Below are 17,771 nucleotides of genomic sequence, written 5' to 3'. Positions count from 1 at the left end.
TTCTTCTTGTCCAAGGTCCATGAATCAGCCCATCGCCGCAGCACTGCCCGTCACCCTGCTATCCGGTTTTCTCGGTGCCGGCAAGACCACCGTTCTCAATGAATTGCTCAATCGCGCCGACGGCGTGCGCTTTGCCGTCGTCGAAAACGAGTTCGGCGCCGTCAACATCGACAGCCAGCTCATCTCGCGCCAGCGCGGTGCCATCGTCGAGCTGAGCAACGGCTGCGTCTGCTGTACGGTCAACGCCGACCTGGTGCGTGGTCTGCAGGACCTCGCCGCACAACGCGCCGCGGGCGAACTGTCCTTCGACTGGATCCTCATCGAAACGACCGGGCTGGCCGACCCCGGCGCCGTCGCGCAGACCTTCTTTGCCGCGTCCGAACTGCGCGCCGACTTCCTGCTCGACGGCATCGTCGTCGTCGTCGATGCGCTGCACGCCTGGCAACAGCTCGATCAACACCCCGTCGTCCAGCGCCAGGTCGGTTTCGCCGATCGCCTGCTGCTCGCCAAGTGCGACCTCGTCGATCCGCAGGCAATTGCCGATCTGTCGGAGCGCCTGCGCCGCATCAACCCGCGAGCACCGCAGCAGGCGCTGCAGCACGGTCGCGCCACGCCGGGTTCGCTGCTCGGCATTGGCGGCTTTCATCTCGATGCCTCGCTGCTGGCCGACGGCGCCAGCCCTTCCCCTGTCCGTTTCATGCCGCTGCCGACGCAGGCGGTTCCGGCTGCCGTCCGATGGTCTCGCCGCCCGGCCGCGCATGATGACGAAATCTCGTCTTTCCTGCTCGAAGCCGGGGAAGTCGATCTCGAAAGAATCGGCACTTTCGTGCAGTCGCTGATCGACCAACTGGGCGACGATCTGCTGCGCTACAAGGGCATCCTGGCAATCCCTGGCGAGGACCGGAAGCTGATTTTTCAGGGAGTCCAGCGCGTCGCCGGCTTCGATTACGGTGAAGTCTGGGGGAGCAGGGAGATGCGCACGTCGAGAATCGTGCTGATCGGCAAACGCCTGCCGGAAGCGCGGTTACGCGACCTGTTTCTGAACGCTGCCGAGGCGGCTAAAGGCCATCCTGGCAAGGCAGAGCAGTAGCCCACGCAGAAAATTCCACTGCAAATGATCATCGCGGCGTGGTAGCCTGCAAACTCCTTGTCCTGGAGCAGAAGAAATGACGATTGGATCTGGTTTCCGTAAATTTCGCTTTGCCGCGTGCGTGACAATGGCGATGACTTGTGGTGCTGTTGGCGCAGTCGAGGTGCCGCTGGTCGATGGCACGCTCTGGATCAAGTCCTCCGAAGACGTGAAGAAGGCTTACCTAGTCGGCTTGGCCAATATGGTTCAGGTCGAGGCAGCATATAACGCAGACAATCCACTGGTTGTCGAGGGCGGTTTTTCGCCACGTGTCGCCAGAGGGATGAAGGAGCAGACTCTGGGTAGTGTGCTGGAAGCGCTGAACCAATGGTACGCGGCGCACCCCGAGCGCTTGCAGCGCCCGGTGGTCGAGACCATCTGGTTCGAAATGGTGGTGCCCGCACTACCCAAGACCAAGTAAGGGAGAAGCGAGATGGAAAAAACTGCATTGGCTGTGGCACTTGCGGCGGCGCTGGCCGCGACGGGGTGCACCAACATGAGTTCGCGCGAGCAGGGAACGATCAGCGGTGCGGCGATTGGCGCCGCTGCGGGGGCCGGTATTGCGGCAATCTCCGGTGGCAGCGGTTGGACCGGCGCAGCAGTTGGCGGGGTGATTGGCGGAACGGTCGGCAATATCAAGGGCAAACAGCAGCAGGAGCAGCGGGGCTACTGAGCCGGCGTCTGGCCTGCCGCAAAGCTCCGGGCAGCGCACTGCCGAGGAGCCAGGTCTACGCTTACTTGGTGATCGCCATGTTGCGGCCCGAGAACTGGTCAGTCAGACGCAATGCCGCATCACTGAACAGGCCGAGTGGTTTTTCAGTGCAGTAGCGATTCACGTACTGCTCGACCGTGCCGCTGGAGATGACCGATACCTGTTGGCTCTGATTGGCGTAGTTGTGACCGGTGAGAACGCCGCGCACCCAGGCGACATAGAGCGCACGTTGGTCGGCATCGTCCTTCGATGCCGACCAGGTACGGCACGACATGTCGTCAAAACCGACGATCTTGAGCGGCACGGCAGCACCGGCCAGCGATTGCACGGCCAACAGTACCGCGCTGGTCTGCATCCATTTCGATCGGGACATTCGCTTGCTCCTCGCCGGGTGGTCATCGCAAAGCCGTAATTTTCGTCGGTATCGGCGGGCTCGTCCATGCCCATGATCGCCAGGAGCGTGCCCCTGCCGTTCGGTCATTCGGCCACAGCTTCGGCAGCAGCGCCTGCACGCGTGGCAGCGCTGATGCTGGCGTCGCCTGTCGACAGCGCCGGGGGCGCGGGTACAATTGTGACTTGCACACACTGGCCGAAAACATGATTGGAGATCTCTACATTCTCACGGCGCCTTCCGGCGCAGGCAAGACGACGCTGGTGCGGTTGTTGTTGGCGAACGATTCGGACATTCGCGTGTCCATTTCTCACTGCACGCGCGCACCGCGATTGGGTGAGCGAGATGGTGTCGAGTACCATTTCGTTGGTGTGCCGGATTTTCTCGAGAAGGTTCGCAAGGGTGATTTCCTCGAATGGGCGGAGGTACATGGCAACTACTATGGTACATCAAGAAGCGGCATCGAAGCCGCCTTGCTTGCCGGTCAGGACGTGCTCCTCGAGATCGACTGGCAAGGCGCGCAGCAGGTGCGGGAACTGTTCCCGACAGCCATCAGCGTGTTCCTTCTGCCACCGTCACTCGCCGAGCTTGAGCACCGGCTTTGCGCGCGCGCGACGGATACTGCCGAAACGATCGCTCGCCGCGTCGCCGCGGCACGCGAAGAGATGCGGCATATGGTGGAATTCGACTATGTTATTATCAATGACGAGTTGCAGCGTGCGCTGCACGATCTATTGGCAGTGGTTCGCGCGACGCGGCTTCGTTACTCCGCCCAGCGTCAGCGACATTCCATCCTGTTCGCAACAATGCGCTGATTATCCAGGGAGATATTTGCATGGCACGAGTGACCGTAGACGACTGTCTATATCGTATTCCGAACCGCTTTCAGATGACCCTGGCGGCTACTTACCGTGCCCGTCAGATCACTGCCGGCGCTTCACCGCTGGTCGACGCCGGTCGGGACAAGCCGACGGTGATTGCGCTGCGTGAAATCGCTGTCGGCAGGGTCGGCCTGGAAGTTCTCAACCGCGGTCAGGCCTGACCGCAATCCCGCGGTGGCGCAGGACGAGATCATGGATCCCGTGGTTGCAGCCAGCCTGTCCGCTGCATCGCCAGTGGCTGGAAACACTTCTGAGTCGGCACTTCCCGAGGACGATCCGGCATTCCATGTCTTCATCGACAGCCTGAGCTATCTTCCGCCGGAAGAGATCGAGCGCGTACGAGAAGCGTATCTGTTCAGCGAGCACGCGCATCGTGGGCAGAAGCGCTTGTCGGGTGAACCCTACATCACCCATCCGCTGGCGGTGGCGGGCGCCATCGCTGAATGGCAAATGGATGTCGAGGGAGTGGTTGCAGCGCTCTTGCACGACGTGATGGAGGATACGTCGGTTGGCAAGAGCGAAATTGCCGAGCGTTTCGGCAAACCGGTCGCTGATCTCGTCGATGGCCTGTCGAAGCTCGACAAGATCGAGTTTCAGTCTCAAGAAGAGGCGCAGGCGGAGAATTTCCGCAAGATGCTGATGGCCATGGCGCGCGATTTGCGCGTGGTGCTGATCAAGCTCGCCGATCGTCATCACAATCTGCAGACGATGGCGGCGGTACGTGCCGACAAACGCCGCCGCATCGCTCGCGAGACGCTCGAGATTTACGCACCGATTGCCAACCGGCTCGGTCTCAACAAGCTTTTCCGCGAGTTGCAGGATCTCTCTTTCCAGCTCATCTATCCGATGCGCGCACGCGTTCTGGCGCGCGCGCTCAAGGCGGCGCGTGGTAACCGGCGCGAGCTGTTGTCGCGAATTCTCGAAGGGATCACCGGCAAGCTGCGCGAGGCCGGCGTACAGGGGCAGGTTTTCGGTCGCGAGAAGAGCCTGTATTCGATCTATCGCAAGATGCTCGACAAGCATTTGTCATTCTCGCAAGTGCTCGACGTCTACGGTTTCCGCGTGCTGGTACGCGATGTGCCCACCGCCTACCTCGCCCTCGGTGCGCTGCACGGGCTGTTCAAGCCGGTGCCGGGAAAGTTCAAGGACTATATTGCCATTCCCAAGCCCAATGGCTACCAGTCCCTGCACACCACGCTGATTGGTCCGCATGGCACCCCGTTCGAGGTGCAGATTCGCACTGAAGCGATGGAGAACGTGGCGCAGGAAGGTATTGCCTCGCACTGGCTGTACAAGGATAGCGAGGACTTCGGTGCCGATCTGCAGCAGAAAACGACCACCTGGTTTCACTCGCTGCTCGACCTGCAGAGCGCGACCGGAGATACTTCGGAGTTTTTCGAGCACGTCAAGGTCGATCTGTTTCCGCACGAGATCTACGTGTTTACGCCCAAAGGCAAGATCATCGCCTTGCCACGCGGCGCCACGGCGGTTGACCTGGCGTATGCGGTGCACACGGATATCGGGAACCACTGTGTTGCCGCGCAGATCAATTTCAAAATGCTGTCGCTGATGACCGAACTGACCAACGGCGATCGGGTCGAGATCGTCACCGCCGCCGACGCGCATCCGGACGTGGCCTGGCTGACGTCGGTCAAGACCGGCCGGGCGCGCAGCAAGATCCGCCATTACCTGAAGAGCGTCCACCATGACGAGTCGACCGCGCTCGGTGAAAAGATGCTCAATCAGGAGTTGCGGGCGCTGGGCGTGGTCGCCTCAGAGCTGCCGGTTTCCAGTTGGAAGAACGTGCTGCGCGATTCAGGAAACAAACTGATCAAGGAGGTGTACACCGACATCGGTCTGGGTTTTCGCCTCGCCGGTGTCGTCGCTCGCCGCCTGTTGGCGCGCGAGGAAACGCCGCAGCCGGTTGACCGGCCGCCCGCTTCGCTGGTGATTCGCGGCACCGAAGGCATGGCTGTTCAGTTCGCGCCCTGTTGCCAGCCGATTCCCGGTGACCCGATCATCGGCTCGATCTGGAAGGGCAAGGGTCTGGTGATCCACACGCATGATTGCCCCGCCATTCGCAAGGCGCGTAATGCCAAACCGATGAAGTGGATCGATGTCGAGTGGGAACCGGAGCCCGGCAAGCTGTTCAGCGTGCGCCTGCTGATCGTGGTGCAGAATACTCTTGGCGCCCTGGGGCGGATCGCCACCGAGATATCGACTTCCGGCACCAACATCGAGCATGTCAACATGGAAGACAAGCGTCCCGGACTGTATACGACACTGCATTTTACGGTGCAGGTGGCCAGTCGTACTTCTCTGGCGCGCCTGATGCGCAGTCTGCGGCGCATTCCCGAGGTGGTGCGCATCACGCGCGATCAGGGATTGACTGCATGAAGCTTGTCGTTTTGGGTGCCGGTGTCGTCGGAGTCACCAGCGCCTGGTATCTGGCCAAGGCAGGACACCAGGTGACGGTGCTGGATCGTCAGTCCGCTGCCGGGCTGGAAACCAGCTTCGCCAATGGTGGCCAGATTTCGGTTTCACACGCCGAACCGTGGTCGAACCCGCACGCTCCATTGCGTGCCCTGGCCTGGATGCGGCGCGAGGATGCGCCGCTGCTTTTCCGTCTGCGTTGCGATGCCGCTCTGCTTGACTGGAGTCTGCGCTTTCTGTGCGAATGCACGGCGCGGCGAACGCGCGACAATATTCGCCAGATCGTCACTCTTGCCCTCTACAGCCGTCGCCAGTTACAGGCGCTGCGTGCTGAAACCGCACTGGCCTACGATCATCTCGAACGTGGCATCCTGCACATCTATACCGACCGCCGCGAGTTTGCCAGCGCCATCGAAGCCGCTGCGGTGATGCGTGAATTTGGCTGTGAGCGACGCACCGTGAGCGTCGACGAGTGCATCGCCATCGAGCCGGCGCTGGCGTCGGCGAGGCCGCTGCTGGTCGGCGGCGATTATACGGCTGCCGACGAATCCGGCGATGCCCACCGCTTCACGCAGCAGCTTGCTGCCCTGTGTGCGGCACGCGGCGTGGTCTTTCGTTACGGAGTCGCGGTTGACCGGCTGAGTGTGGTGGCTGGTCGGGTGGCCGGAGTGATCGCCGCCGGCGAGTTGCACCAGGCCGATGTCTATGTCGCTGCGCTCGGCAGCTATACGCCCTTGTTGCTGCGTCCCCTCGGCCTGCATCTGCCGGTTTACCCGGCGAAGGGTTATTCGGCCACCGTGCCGCTGTCAGCAGATAGCATCGCACCGAGTGTCAGCATCACCGACGATGGCCACAAGATTGTCTTTTCGCGTCTTGGTCAAAGCCTGCGCATTGCCGGTACGGCTGAATTCAATGGTTACAATACCGACCTCAACGTAGTGCGCTGCCAGGCCCTGACCAAGAGGGCCGGCGAGCTTTTCCCGGCTTTGCGACCGGCCGACGAAGCCCGGTTCTGGTGTGGTCTGCGTCCGGCGACACCGTCCAATGTGCCGCTGATCGGCCGCTCGGCAATTCCCAACCTGTATCTCAACACCGGTCACGGTACGCTCGGCTGGACGATGGCCTGCGGTTCCGGCGCCGCGCTCGCCGATATCGTCAGCGGCCGTTCGCCCGAGCCGGGTTTTCGCTTCCTGCCCGAACCAGGCTTTTGCTTCCATTGAGTCCGCGAACGCGAATCGCACCATACCGCGCCACACATACCGCGCACAGGAGACCCCATGAGTACCGTGATCTACGAGTTCAGCGAGCACGTCGCCACCTTGACCCTTAACCGGCCGGGGTCGCTGAACGCGCTCAATCTGGCGATGATCGACGAGTTGCGCGCGTTGAGCGCGCGCGCCGCTTTCGATCCGGAGGTGCGCGTCGTCATACTGCGCGGCGCTGGCGATCACTTCATGGCTGGTGGTGACCTGAAATGGTTTCGTGACCAGCTCGCCTTGTCGCCGCATGAGCGGCAACGTTGCTTCGAGGAACTGATTGCCGTCGCGCATGCTTCGATCCTCACCCTCAAGGGCATGGGCAAGCCGGCAATCGCTGCCGTGCACGGCGCTGTTGCCGGCTTCGGGATGTCGCTGATGATGGCCTGCGATCTGGTGCTGGCCGCCGATAACGCCTACTTCACGCTGGCTTACAGCAATATCGCCCTGTCCCCGGATGGCGGCGCGACCTGGTCCCTGCCGCGGCAGGTCGGCCTCAAGCAGGCGATGGAGATTGCCCTGCTGGGCGACCGCTTCGACGCCACGCGGGCGAGGGAACTGGGCCTGGTCAACCGTGTCGTGCCCTGGGCGCAATTGTCGGTCGAGGCGGCGATGCTGGCGCAGCGCCTGGCCATGGGGCCGGCTGCGGCGCTGGCACGCACCAAGGCCTTGCTCAACCAGTCGCTGGGTACTGCGCTGGAGGCGCAATTGCAGGCCGAGCAGCGTGCTTTTGCCGCCTGCGGCGCCGATCCCGACTTCAACGAGGGGCTAGCCGCTTTCTTCGAGCGTCGCAAGGCATCCTACGGCCTGGGCTAGTACCATGCATGCTGATTGACACCCATTGCCACCTCGCAGCGGCTGAATTCGCGGCCGACCGGGACGAGCTGCTGGAGGCGGCGCAGCTGTCCGGGGTGGCGGCCATCGTCGTGCCGGCGGTCGACGCGGCGAGCTTTGCCGAGGTGTACGATTGTTGCACGCGTTACGCCGAATGTTCGCCGGCATACGGCATTCACCCGCTTTATGTGCAGCACGCCGGCAAAGACGATCTGAAGACCTTGCGCGAATGGCTGGTGCGAGCTTCTGATGCTCCACAGCGGCCGCTGGCAGTAGGGGAGATCGGCCTCGACTTCTTTGTTGCCGATCGGCAGATCGAGCAGCAGGAGTTCTTTTTCGTCGAACAACTGAAAATCGCCCGTGACATGGAATTGCCGGTTCTCCTGCATGTCCGCCGCGCGGTCGATCAGGTGCTCAAGAATCTGCGCCGGATCAGGGTGACCGGCGGCATCGCACACGCCTTCAATGGCAGTCGTCAACAGGCGGAAGAGTTCCTCCGGCTGGGCTTCAAACTCGGTTTCGGTGGCGCAATGACCTACAGCGGCTCGACGCGCATCCGCCAGTTGGCGGCGGCACTGCCCCTGGACGCGATCGTGCTCGAAACCGATGCACCGGACATGCCTCCGGCCTGGCTGGCCGGTGGCCGCAACACGCCAGCACAGTTGTCGCGGATCAACACAGTGCTGGCGGAGTTGCGCGGCATCGACGCGAGTGAGCTGGCGAAGGCGACAGCGTTGAACGCCATGGCCGTGCTGCCTCGGTTGCGTTCGGCTGACTGATCGGGTAGGGTACGGCCTGAGGGCTTTGGGCTGCGTAATTTCCGCGCAGGTGGGCTGCGGATTCCCGAATCCGCGGAACAGCATGCAGGAACTTATCTGCTAGGGCAGGATCTATGCAGGCACTTCGCCCAGGCTCACCGATCTTGAAAGGCATTTTGCTGAACGCAAATGTTCGCACTCTCTTATATATGAAAAATAACTTCGATGCACCCGTTTCCACCTGCGTGGCGGTCAAGAAGGTTCTGCCTGCCATCCCTCAGTACTTACAAGCCCATTATTGGTGGGCCTATGTGCATCCGCGTGCAGTGCATGTCTTCGAGCGGCAATGGCTGGTCAATCTGATTCTCTGGGGCAATTACAAGCGTCTCTGTAATGCGGTGCTGCATGATTACGGACACCAGCTTCCGGGCCGTACCTTGCAGATCGCCTGTGCCTATGGCGATCTGACGCCGCGACTGGCGGCCTGCGTGGCGCCGGGGGGTTCGCTGGAAATTGCCGACATCCTGCCAATCCAGTTGGAGAACCTCGCTGGCAAGCTGGGCCCGCAGGCGCCGATCAAGCTGCATTGCATGGATTCGGCGGCGCTCGGTTTTGCCGACGCAAGCTTTGACCGGGCCTTGCTGTTCTTCCTGCTGCATGAGCAGCCGCAGGCCGTACGCGAAAGAACGCTGGCCGAAGCGCTGCGGGTCGTCCGCCCCGGCGGTACCCTAACCATCGTAGACTATGCTCCGCCGAGCCGCTTCAACCCGCTGCGCTATTTCTGGAAGCCGGTTCTCGACCGGCTCGAACCCTTTGCCCGTGATCTCTTCAGTGAGGAAGTCACGGCCTGGTTGCCGAAAGATGGGAGCTTCGTTTCACTCGGCAAACAACGCTTCTTTGGTGGCATGTATCAGATGTTGACGCTCAAGGTTGCTGAAACAGGTAAAACATCAGCAAGCCGGTGAGTAGCTGATTCGTTGGTCCTGTCGGAGCGAGCATTTCCGACGGGGCTTTGGGAATGTGGATCGTCGCCGGCGATGCCCGGCGCGAGAAAGGAAAAAGCGTGGAGATATACAAGGCAGACGTGGTGATCGTCGGCGGCGGCGGGGCAGGTCTGCGGGCAGCGATTGCTGTGGCAGAATCTGATCCCGCACTGAGGATTGCGCTGGTTTCAAAGGTCTATCCGATGCGTAGCCACACGGTTTCTGCAGAAGGTGGCTCAGCGGGAGTCAAGCAGGCGACGGACAGCCTCGAGTATCACTTCAACGATACTGTTGGGGGTGGCGACTGGTTGTGCGAACAGGATGTGGTCGAGTACTTCGTGGCGCAATGCACCGAGGAACTGACGCAGCTCGAGCACTGGGGCTGCCCGTGGAGCCGGACCCCGGACGGCCACGTCAACGTGCGCGCGTTTGGTGGCATGAAGATCGAGCGCACCTGGTTTGCCGCCGACAAGACCGGCTTTCACATGCTGCACACCCTCTTCCAGACATCGATCAAGTACCCATCGATCAAGCGCTTCGATGAACATTTCTGCGTTGATCTGGTGGTCGAGGACGGGCGCGTGCAGGGCGTCGTGGCGATCGAGATCGCTTCGGGAGAATTCACTCTGGTCGAATGCAGGTCGGTGATCATCGCCACCGGCGGCGCCGGCCGCGTGTTCCGCGAGAACACCAACGGCGGCGTGGTCACCGGCGATGGCATGGCGCTCGCCTATCGTCACGGCGTGCCCTTGCGCGACATGGAATTCGTCCAGTATCACCCGACCTGCATGCCTGGAACCGGCTTGCTATTCACCGAGGCATGCCGCGGCGAAGGCGGCTTCCTGGTGAACAAGGATGGCTACCGCTACCTTCAGGACTACGGTCTCGGTCCGGCGGAGCCGTCGCCACGGAACAAGGCCATGGAACTCGGACCACGCGACCGTCTCAGCCAGGCTTTCTGGCATGAGCAACAAAAGGGCCGCACCATCGAAGGCAAGCACGGTTCGGTGGTGCATCTGGACCTTCGTCATCTGGGACATGCCAAGCTGCGCGAGCGACTGCCGCAGATCTGCGAACTGGCCGAACAGTTTCTTGGCGTCGATCCGGCACTTGCGCCGATACCGATTCGCCCGGCGGTGCACTACACCATGGGAGGAATCCTCGTCGACGGCCTCTGCGCCGCGCCGCTGCCGGGCCTCTATGCCGCCGGCGAATGTTCGAGCGTCGGTATCCATGGCGCCAATCGTCTGGGATCGAATTCCCTTTCCGAACTTCTCGTCTTCGGCAAGGTGGCGGGCGTCGAAGCCGCTCGCTTCGCCAGATCGGTGGTGCCGGGGAATTCGGCAAGCCTGCTCAAGCAGGCGCAGGCCGTTGAGCAGCGGGTTGTCGGCCTGAAGACGAAGAGCGGTGGGAGCGAACGTATCGCGACGCTGCGCAAGGAAATGGCGCAAACGATGGAGGACGGCTGCGGCATCTATCGCTTGGCCGAGACGATGCAGAAAACCTGTGACAAGCTCGACGAACTCAAGGCGCGTTTCAAGAATGTCAATCTCGAGGACAAGTCGAGCGTCTGGAACACCGAGTGGCTGCTGGCGATCGAGCTCGATTACCAGCTTGACGTCGCCCAGGCGATGGCGTATTCGGCGATCAACCGGCGCGAGTCGCGCGGTGCGCATCAGCGACTCGACGGTTTCGAAGCGCGCGACGATATCAACTTCCTGCAGCACTCGCAGGCACACTATGTCGCTGGTGGCGCGCCGCGCATCGACTACGGTCCTGTCAAGATCACCAAATCGAAACCGGGCACGCGTGCCTACGGTGCCGCAGGCGAGAAAGCCGAGCAGGAAAGGAAGGCATCCAATGTCTGAGAATCAGAAAGTCATCGAAATCGAGGTTCTGCGCTATCACCCGGAAAAGGACAAGGAACCGCACAAGCAGGTCTTCGAAGTCCCCTTCACCGACGACATGTCGGTATTGCAGGGCGTGCAGTACATCAAGGACTACCTCGATGGTTCGCTGAGTTTTCGCTGGTCGTGCCGGATGGCGATCTGCGGCAGCTGCGGCATGATGATCAACGGCGAACCGAGCCTGTCGTGCCAGACCTTCCTGCGCGATTTCTACCCGGCACGGGTGCGCGTCGAAGCCCTGTCGCATTTTCCGATCGAGCGCGATCTGGTGGTCAACATCGAGGGTTTCATCGAGAAACTGGAAAGTATCCAGCCCTACATCATCCCGAAGGAGCCGCGTACGCTGGCGCAGGGTGAATACCTGCAGACGCCCGAGCAACTGAATGCCTACGAGCAGTTCAGTTCGTGCATCAACTGCCTGTTGTGCTACGCTGCCTGTCCGCAGTTCGGTCTCAACTCCAGCTTCATCGGACCGGCAGCGACGGCTCTGCTGCACCGCTACAACGTCGATTCGCGCGACGGCGGCAAGGCGGAGCGCATGGAACTGGTCAACTCGGAAGAGGGCGTTTTCAATTGCACGGCGGTGGGTTATTGCTCCGAGGTGTGTCCGAAGCAGGTCGATCCAGCGAACGCTGTCAACCAGAACAAGACCAACAGTGCTGCGGATTATTTTCTGCGTTTCCTTACTCCGAAGGGAGGTGCCAAGTGAACAAGCGTCGACCCTATGTTCGCTCGATGGACGGCTGGTGGAAGAAGAATCCATTCTTCGTCGAGTACATGATTCACGAGGCGACCGCCCTCTTCGTGGCGGCCTACGCAGGGATTCTGCTGTTCGGCCTGCTGCGGCTGTCGCAGGGTGAGGCTGCCTGGAACGAATGGCTGATGGCGCTGAAAAACCCGTGGTACATCGGCTTCCACCTGCTGGCTCTGGTGGCGATCGGCTACCACACCTACACCTGGTTCAAGATCATGCCGAGGACCATGCCACCGGTGATCGTCGGCGGCCAGCGGCTCTCGGCCTGGGCAATCACCGGGAGCGGCCTCGCCGTCGCGGCGGCGGCGAGCGCTGCCCTGCTTGGTCTGGTATGGGGGATGGCACGATGAAACCTACGACACTGAAACGTTCCAACGCGCCGATCTTCTGGGCGCTGTTCGGCGCCGGCGGCATGTTGTCGGCGCTGCTCGGTCCGATGCTGGTGTTCATTACCGGCATCGCCGTGCCGCTCGGCGTTGTCCTGCCGCCAGATACGATGAGCTACCCGCACATGCTTGCTTTTGCCCAGAATTTTATCGGCAAGGGCTTCATCTTCGCGATCATCGCGCTTTTCCTGTGGCACGCCGCGCACCGGATCTATCACAGCCTGCACGATGTCGGTATTCACGCCGGCACGGGTGCCAAGCTGCTCTGCTACGGGATGGCGATGCTGGGGACGCTACTCGCCGCGTACGCATTGCTGCGGATTGGTTTCTAGTCTTTTCAGGCAAGGGGGCGGTGGCCGCTACGGAAGTTTCTCCGGATGGGGCGGCCCCGCCGCGGCAGCACAGTACGCTGCCGCGCACTTCGCTAGGCCATGCCACTCAGCCGCGCTTTGCGCTCGCGCTCGATGCGGTTGATGTAGCGTTGCAGCATGTTCATCCTTGCACCGGGCAAGGCAATGAACTGGCAGCCGACACGAACGTAGTGGGACCCACCCTTGGTGGTCAAGTCCAGTTTGTTGCGTACGCACAGACTGGCGACCAGCAGACCCTCGTCAGGCAGACTGACCTTGCAGTCGCTCATGACAGCGCCGCGCTGCAGCAGGGCGGCCAGACTTGGCGGTGCCATCAGCCCGATCCCGCCACCACTGATATCCAGCAATGATGCCTCGAGCAGGAAGGTGCTGCCATCGGCACGTTTGATCATGGCGATGCATTTGACCGGCTTGGTGATCGGTGTCGAGAGGCGAAAACACTCACGCCGCTGTAGTCTCAACAGCTTGTCGGGAAGCGCAGCGCTGAAGGCAGGTAGTCCGGCATGCTGCGTCTCCGAGAGTTTGCCGAGGGTGAACTGCACCTTCACCTTGTCGATCGCAGCGGTCAGCAGCAGTTGTTTGGCCAGCAAGGCCTGATGGTTGGTCCCGCTCTCGCGACCGCAGTCGAGAACCAGTGTGTCTGCCGCCATGTCCACCGCCAGCACCGCAGTCAGCAGGAAGGAGCGGTTGTTGTTGAAGTAGGCGCTGACCAGTGCCCTTTTCTGCATCAGAGCGCGTAGGATCGCGGCAATCTCGGCTCTAGAGTACAACAGGTATTGATCGTATTCTTTGGGCTGTTCGATTTCGAATCGGAGCGGTGCCTGTTCTGCTTGTACGTCCGTGTTTTCCATTGTCCTTCCCGGAATCGGCTGGAGCGGGCAGTTTAATGCAAAACCGCAAGCGGGGTAATGGACGACGCGGACGACACCGATCTCATGGCTTCAGAGCTGCTTCAGCTGTGGCCGGGAAGATGGGTGCTGGCGACGCTGCCTGGCCATTTTCGAGCCGGTAGAGCCAGGCCAGCAGTTCGGCTACGGCCAGATAGAGCTGCGGCGGGATGTGCTGGTCGAGATCGACCTGCATCAGCAGCGATACCAGTTCCGCTGATTCATGCACATAAACGCCATGCTCGTGCGCGCGCGCGATGATCTGCTCGGCCACCAAGCCCCGCCCTCTGGCCACCACGCGTGGTGCGGAGTCAGTCTGGCTGTAGGCGAGGGCGACGGCATTTTTCTGCGGGTTGACTGGTGCTTTGGGCATGTTCCTCCCTGTGGTGCCACGAGACCCTTCGCGATCAGGGTTTGTCGTCTTTGCCTCAATAATCGATTGACAAAACGACCGTCACGTGTATTATTCGCTACATCTTATCCAAAGGCAAACGGGGAGAAATCTCCGGACGCAAAGCCGAGGGCCCTAACCTGATCGTCAGGAAGGGTGGCCGGGTTGCATAGATTCAGCGATTTTTGCTGTTCAATTTCTGCTTGCCCTCGACCTTGCTGCCTTCTCTCATGAAGGATTGGTCGCGTGGCACTCGCATCCTGGACACAGCAGCAAATTCTCGCGCAGCTTGATTCCGGTTCTCATTGGTCCGGCAGCACAATCACCTACGCCTTCCCGACCTCATCGAGCGGTCTCTACGGTAGTCAGGAGCAGGCGGGATTTCAGGGACTGAATTCCCTCCAGCAGGCTGCCGCCACACTTGCGCTGCAGACCTGGGATGATCTCATCGTCCCGGATCTGGTCAAGGTCACGTCCGGTTCGTCGAATATCGAATTCGGGACTTCGACCACTGGTGTTGAATACGCGCATGCCTACTTCCCGACGACTGGCAGCGTGTGGTTCAGTCGTGCCTATTCCGACCTGATGAACCCCGAGGTGGGCGCGCATTCGTTTCTGGCCTACGTGCATGAGATCGGCCATGCTTTCGGGCTGGATCACATGGGCAACTACAATGGTGGAGGTTCCTGGACGCCATCGAGCTATCAGGACAGTGGTGTCTATTCGGTGATGTCCTACTTTGGTCCCAATTGGGGTTCGGGTTCGTCCAGTGGGGTGGGCCTGGTGGCCTGGGCCGACTGGGTCGGTGCGGACGGGAAGTTGTATTCGCCGCAGACGCCGATGCTCAATGACATCATGGCCATACAGAGTATGTACGGTGCCGAAACCACGACCCGCACAGATGATACGACCTACGGATTTGGCAGCACCGATTTCGGCACCCTGTCCACAATCTACAATTTCTCGGTCAACCTTCATCCGATCCTGACCATTTACGACTCCGCTGGAACCGATACGCTCAACCTGAGCGGATGGTCCACGCCGAGCCTGATCGATCTCACGCCTGGCGCCTATTCCTCATGCAACAGCATGACCTACAACATCGCCATCGCGTATACCTGCAATATCGAAAATGCGATTGGGGGCACCGGTGCCGACTCGATCACCGGCAATTCCCTGAATAATTATCTCGATGGCGGTCCCGGAACAGACTCTTTGGTTGGAGGGTCGGGCGACGACACGCTGGTGGCAGGTGCGGGCAACGATACACTCGACGGCGGGGCCGGCAATGATACGGTGGTGTTTGCCGGTGCTTTTTCGGAGTATACGTTCTCTTATACCATCAATCAGGGCTTTACCTTCTCGAGTAGCGGCTCCGGTTCGGACTTGATCAAGAATGTCGAGACCTTCGTCTTCTCGAATGTGACCAAGTCGGCCAGCGAGTTGTCGGCAGATGCGTCATCTGACCCTGATCCTGGATCCGTGCAGGTATCGATCGCCGCTGGCGCTGCTTCGATCGCCGAAGGCAATAGCGGATCCACGGCCTACGTTTTCAATGTCAGCCTCAGCAAAGCGAGCGGGACCACGCAAACCGTCGGCTGGACTCTGGACGGATCCGGTGCATCTCCGGCCAACTCTTCCGACTTTACCGGCGCCACTTCCGGTGTCGTCACCTTTCAGCCCGGCGAAACGACGAAGACGGTCCAGGTGCTCATCGTCGGGGACACCGTCGTCGAGTCTGACGAGAATTTTACCCTCAGCCTGGGCAACCCTTCATCAGGGCTGGTACTGGGTACGACAAGCGCTACGGGCACGATCCGCAACGATGACGTCACTGCCGTTCCGGACGACTATCCCATGACGACGAATACGCGCGGAGCGATTACCGTCGGGGGGGGCGGCCGTGTCCGGCGTCATCGAGCAGGCGTCCGACGGCGACCTCTTCAAGGTCACCCTGAAGGCCAACAACAGCTATATCTTCAAACTGGCGCGGGTCAGCGGGAGTATCGACCCCTACCTTGAACTGTATTCCTCCAAATTGGCAGTCATTACTCAGAATGATAATGCCGGCCTGTCCACCACCGATTCACAGATCATTTATACGCCGACCGCCAGCGGAAGCTTTTACCTGGCAGCCAAGGACCATGCCCTGTCCACCGGCAGTTACCTGATCAGCGCCGCTCCCTGTTCCGGGTTGACGCTCGAGGGCGATGATACGGTCAATGTCCTTACCGGTACGGCAGGAAATGACTCCTTGTATGGTCTTGGCGGCAACGATACGCTGGAAGCCGGAATGGGCAACGACTTGCTTGACGGTGGTACTGGCACGGACCAGCTCGCCGGCGGAAAGGGCGACGACATTTACCTGGTGGATAACGTCTCCGATGTCGTTACCGAAAGCAGCGCCGCGGACGGCAAGGATCTGGTAAAAGCATCGGTATCCTGGACCCTGGGAGCCAATGTCGAAAAGCTCGAACTGACCGGGACGGCCAATCTCATGGGAACGGGCAATACGCTTGCCAACATCATCACCGGCAACAGTGGTGATAATGTCCTGAATGGTCTGGGCGGGGTCGACAGCCTGAATGGTGGTGAGGGTTCCGACCTTTACCTGTTCGGACTACCTGCCGAGCATTCGTCGGCCGAGATCGCCGATGCCGGCAGCACCGGGGTTGATGAAGTGCGTTTCGCGGCCACCAGTGCCGGTACCCTTAAGCTGTATGCCGGAGACACGGGCATCGAGCGGCTGGTGATTGGTACTGGCAGCGACGCTGTGGCGAACAGTGCGGGTACGATCGCACTCAATGTCGATGCGTCGCCGTTGAGCAACGCCATCACCATGATTGGCAATGCCGGTGCGAACATCCTGACCGGAACGGCCTTCGCTGACCAGATCGATGGCGGCAGCGGCAACGATCTCCTGAACGGCCAGGCCGGTACCGACCTGATGGATGGTGAGGAGGGTTCCGACATCTACCTGATCGGGCTCGCCGCCGCTCATACTGCAGCCGAGATTGCGGATACTGGTAGCTCCGGTATTGACGAAGTGCGTTTCGCAGCCACCACCGCCAGTACCCTGACACTGTTTGCGGGCGATACGGGTATCGAGCGGGTGGTTCTTGGCACGGGTACCGGCGTGGTGGCCTCGAGCACGGGTTCGGCAGCACTCAATGCCGATGCGTCGGCATTGGCCAACGCGATCACCATGATCGGCAATGCCGGTGCCAACGTCCTGACGGGAACGGCATTTGCTGACCGGATCGAAGGCGGAGGAGGCGCCGACCAGCTACTCGCTGGCAACGGCAACGACACGCTGTTCGGAGGCCTGGGTAACGATACCCTTACCAGCGGCGATGGTGAAGATCATTTCGTGCTCAACACGGCACCGAACGCTGCCAACAACCGGGATGTCCTCGTCGATTTCGAGTCAGGAACAGACCATATCCAACTCAGCCTGCTGGTATTCAAGGGACTGGGAAAGACGACCGGCGCTTTGGGTGAAGCGCAGTTCTGGGCGGGTGCCGATGCGGTCAAGGGCCACGATGCAGATGACCGGGTGGTCTATAACACGAGCACGGGCTCCCTGTACTACGATGCCGATGGCAGCGGCAAGGGCGCAGCAGTGGAAATCGCGGTCTTGGGTCTTGCAACTCACCCCACACTTGATCATGGCGACTTTCTTCTGATCTGAATGGGGG

The 17,771-nt window shown here is 60.9% G+C and carries 17 protein-coding genes, 2 pseudogenes and 1 riboswitch; of the genes and pseudogenes, 16 read left to right on the top strand and 3 right to left on the bottom strand.

The window, feature by feature from the left end; translation table 11 throughout:
• The first annotated feature begins 19 nt into the window (after window positions 1-19).
• The 3 genes from E4Q08_RS10980 to E4Q08_RS10970 all read left to right on the top strand — a co-directional run bounded on the left by E4Q08_RS10980 (window position 20) and on the right by E4Q08_RS10970 (window position 1,802).
• Window positions 20-1,090, top strand: coding sequence for a CobW family GTP-binding protein (locus E4Q08_RS10980; protein WP_034919326.1), 1,071 nt, complete (start codon window positions 20-22; stop codon window positions 1,088-1,090).
• A 76-nt stretch (window positions 1,091-1,166) separates the two neighbouring features.
• Entirely contained in the window at window positions 1,167-1,550 is a 384-nt protein-coding gene (locus tag E4Q08_RS10975; protein ID WP_211203384.1) for a hypothetical protein, read from the top strand.
• Window positions 1,551-1,562: 12 nt separating this feature from the next.
• Complete coding sequence (locus tag E4Q08_RS10970; RefSeq protein WP_034919321.1) at window positions 1,563-1,802, top strand: YMGG-like glycine zipper-containing protein; 240 nt, start codon at window positions 1,563-1,565, stop codon at window positions 1,800-1,802.
• Between the two features lie 61 nt (window positions 1,803-1,863).
• Here E4Q08_RS10970 and E4Q08_RS10965 read toward each other — a convergent pair whose 3' ends face one another.
• Window positions 1,864-2,214: a hypothetical protein gene (locus E4Q08_RS10965; RefSeq protein ID WP_034919317.1), complete on the bottom strand. Its 351-nt coding sequence runs from the start codon at window positions 2,212-2,214 to the stop codon at window positions 1,864-1,866.
• 224 nt (window positions 2,215-2,438) lie between these two features.
• Between E4Q08_RS10965 and gmk the strand changes: the two genes are divergently transcribed.
• The 11 genes and pseudogenes from gmk to frdD all read left to right on the top strand — a co-directional run bounded on the left by gmk (window position 2,439) and on the right by frdD (window position 12,756).
• Window positions 2,439-3,047, top strand: a complete 609-nt coding sequence (gmk, locus tag E4Q08_RS10960; RefSeq protein WP_034919314.1) for a guanylate kinase — start codon at window positions 2,439-2,441, stop codon at window positions 3,045-3,047.
• Between the two features lie 20 nt (window positions 3,048-3,067).
• Complete coding sequence (rpoZ, locus tag E4Q08_RS10955) at window positions 3,068-3,274, top strand: DNA-directed RNA polymerase subunit omega (protein WP_034919311.1); 207 nt, start codon at window positions 3,068-3,070, stop codon at window positions 3,272-3,274.
• 31 nt (window positions 3,275-3,305) lie between these two features.
• A pseudogene (locus tag E4Q08_RS10950) lies at window positions 3,306-5,498 on the top strand (RelA/SpoT family protein); the annotation flags it as partial.
• A pseudogene (locus tag E4Q08_RS10945) lies at window positions 5,390-6,766 on the top strand (D-amino acid dehydrogenase); the annotation flags it as partial. The pseudogenes E4Q08_RS10950 and E4Q08_RS10945, both read left to right, overlap by 109 nt.
• Before the next feature lie 57 nt (window positions 6,767-6,823).
• Window positions 6,824-7,618: an enoyl-CoA hydratase/isomerase family protein gene (locus tag E4Q08_RS10940; protein WP_169070413.1), complete on the top strand. Its 795-nt coding sequence runs from the start codon at window positions 6,824-6,826 to the stop codon at window positions 7,616-7,618.
• Between the two features lie 8 nt (window positions 7,619-7,626).
• A complete protein-coding gene (locus E4Q08_RS10935) occupies window positions 7,627-8,415 on the top strand; it encodes a TatD family hydrolase (RefSeq protein ID WP_169070412.1) in 789 nt (262 codons plus the stop codon).
• A 113-nt stretch (window positions 8,416-8,528) separates the two neighbouring features.
• Window positions 8,529-9,359 (top strand): rhodoquinone biosynthesis methyltransferase RquA, encoded by an 831-nt coding sequence (gene rquA, locus E4Q08_RS10930; protein WP_248594837.1) that lies wholly within the window; start codon window positions 8,529-8,531, stop codon window positions 9,357-9,359.
• 98 nt (window positions 9,360-9,457) lie between these two features.
• Window positions 9,458-11,245, top strand: a complete 1,788-nt coding sequence (gene frdA, locus E4Q08_RS10925) for a fumarate reductase (quinol) flavoprotein subunit (protein WP_169070411.1) — start codon at window positions 9,458-9,460, stop codon at window positions 11,243-11,245.
• A complete protein-coding gene (locus E4Q08_RS10920; RefSeq protein WP_169070410.1) occupies window positions 11,238-11,993 on the top strand; it encodes a succinate dehydrogenase/fumarate reductase iron-sulfur subunit in 756 nt (251 codons plus the stop codon). Before frdA ends, E4Q08_RS10920 begins: the two co-directional genes overlap by 8 nt.
• Window positions 11,990-12,388, top strand: coding sequence for a fumarate reductase subunit C (locus E4Q08_RS10915; RefSeq protein ID WP_034908637.1), 399 nt, complete (start codon window positions 11,990-11,992; stop codon window positions 12,386-12,388). The genes E4Q08_RS10920 and E4Q08_RS10915 overlap by 4 nt, the downstream gene beginning before the upstream one ends.
• Complete coding sequence (frdD, locus tag E4Q08_RS10910; RefSeq protein ID WP_034908635.1) at window positions 12,385-12,756, top strand: fumarate reductase subunit FrdD; 372 nt, start codon at window positions 12,385-12,387, stop codon at window positions 12,754-12,756. The genes E4Q08_RS10915 and frdD overlap by 4 nt, the downstream gene beginning before the upstream one ends.
• 92 nt (window positions 12,757-12,848) lie before the next feature.
• On the opposite strand, the gene E4Q08_RS10905 is transcribed toward frdD, so the two are convergent.
• The gene (locus tag E4Q08_RS10905) at window positions 12,849-13,646 is read right to left on the bottom strand and encodes a flagellar brake protein (protein ID WP_034908632.1); all 798 of its coding nucleotides are present in this window, start codon (window positions 13,644-13,646) and stop codon (window positions 12,849-12,851) included.
• 82 nt (window positions 13,647-13,728) lie between these two features.
• The gene (locus tag E4Q08_RS10900; protein ID WP_332352162.1) at window positions 13,729-14,115 is read right to left on the bottom strand and encodes an EscU/YscU/HrcU family type III secretion system export apparatus switch protein; all 387 of its coding nucleotides are present in this window, start codon (window positions 14,113-14,115) and stop codon (window positions 13,729-13,731) included.
• A 43-nt stretch (window positions 14,116-14,158) separates the two neighbouring features.
• Window positions 14,159-14,246: riboswitch (cyclic di-GMP riboswitch) on the top strand.
• 73 nt (window positions 14,247-14,319) lie between these two features.
• Here E4Q08_RS10900 and E4Q08_RS10895 point away from each other — a divergent pair.
• Both E4Q08_RS10895 and E4Q08_RS10890 read left to right on the top strand, forming a co-directional pair.
• Entirely contained in the window at window positions 14,320-16,095 is a 1,776-nt protein-coding gene (locus E4Q08_RS10895; protein ID WP_169070409.1) for a M10 family metallopeptidase C-terminal domain-containing protein, read from the top strand.
• On the top strand, window positions 15,977-17,764 hold the full coding sequence (locus tag E4Q08_RS10890; RefSeq protein ID WP_169070408.1) for a calcium-binding protein: 1,788 nt from the start codon (window positions 15,977-15,979) through the stop codon (window positions 17,762-17,764). Before E4Q08_RS10895 ends, E4Q08_RS10890 begins: the two co-directional genes overlap by 119 nt.
• Window positions 17,765-17,771: the final 7 nt, after the last annotated feature.

This window comes from Candidatus Accumulibacter contiguus, assembly GCF_012940005.1.
Lineage (GTDB): Bacteria > Pseudomonadota > Gammaproteobacteria > Burkholderiales > Rhodocyclaceae > Accumulibacter > Accumulibacter contiguus.
The sequence above is the reverse complement of the archived record's forward strand: the minus strand, read 5'-3'. Positions and strand labels throughout refer to the sequence as shown.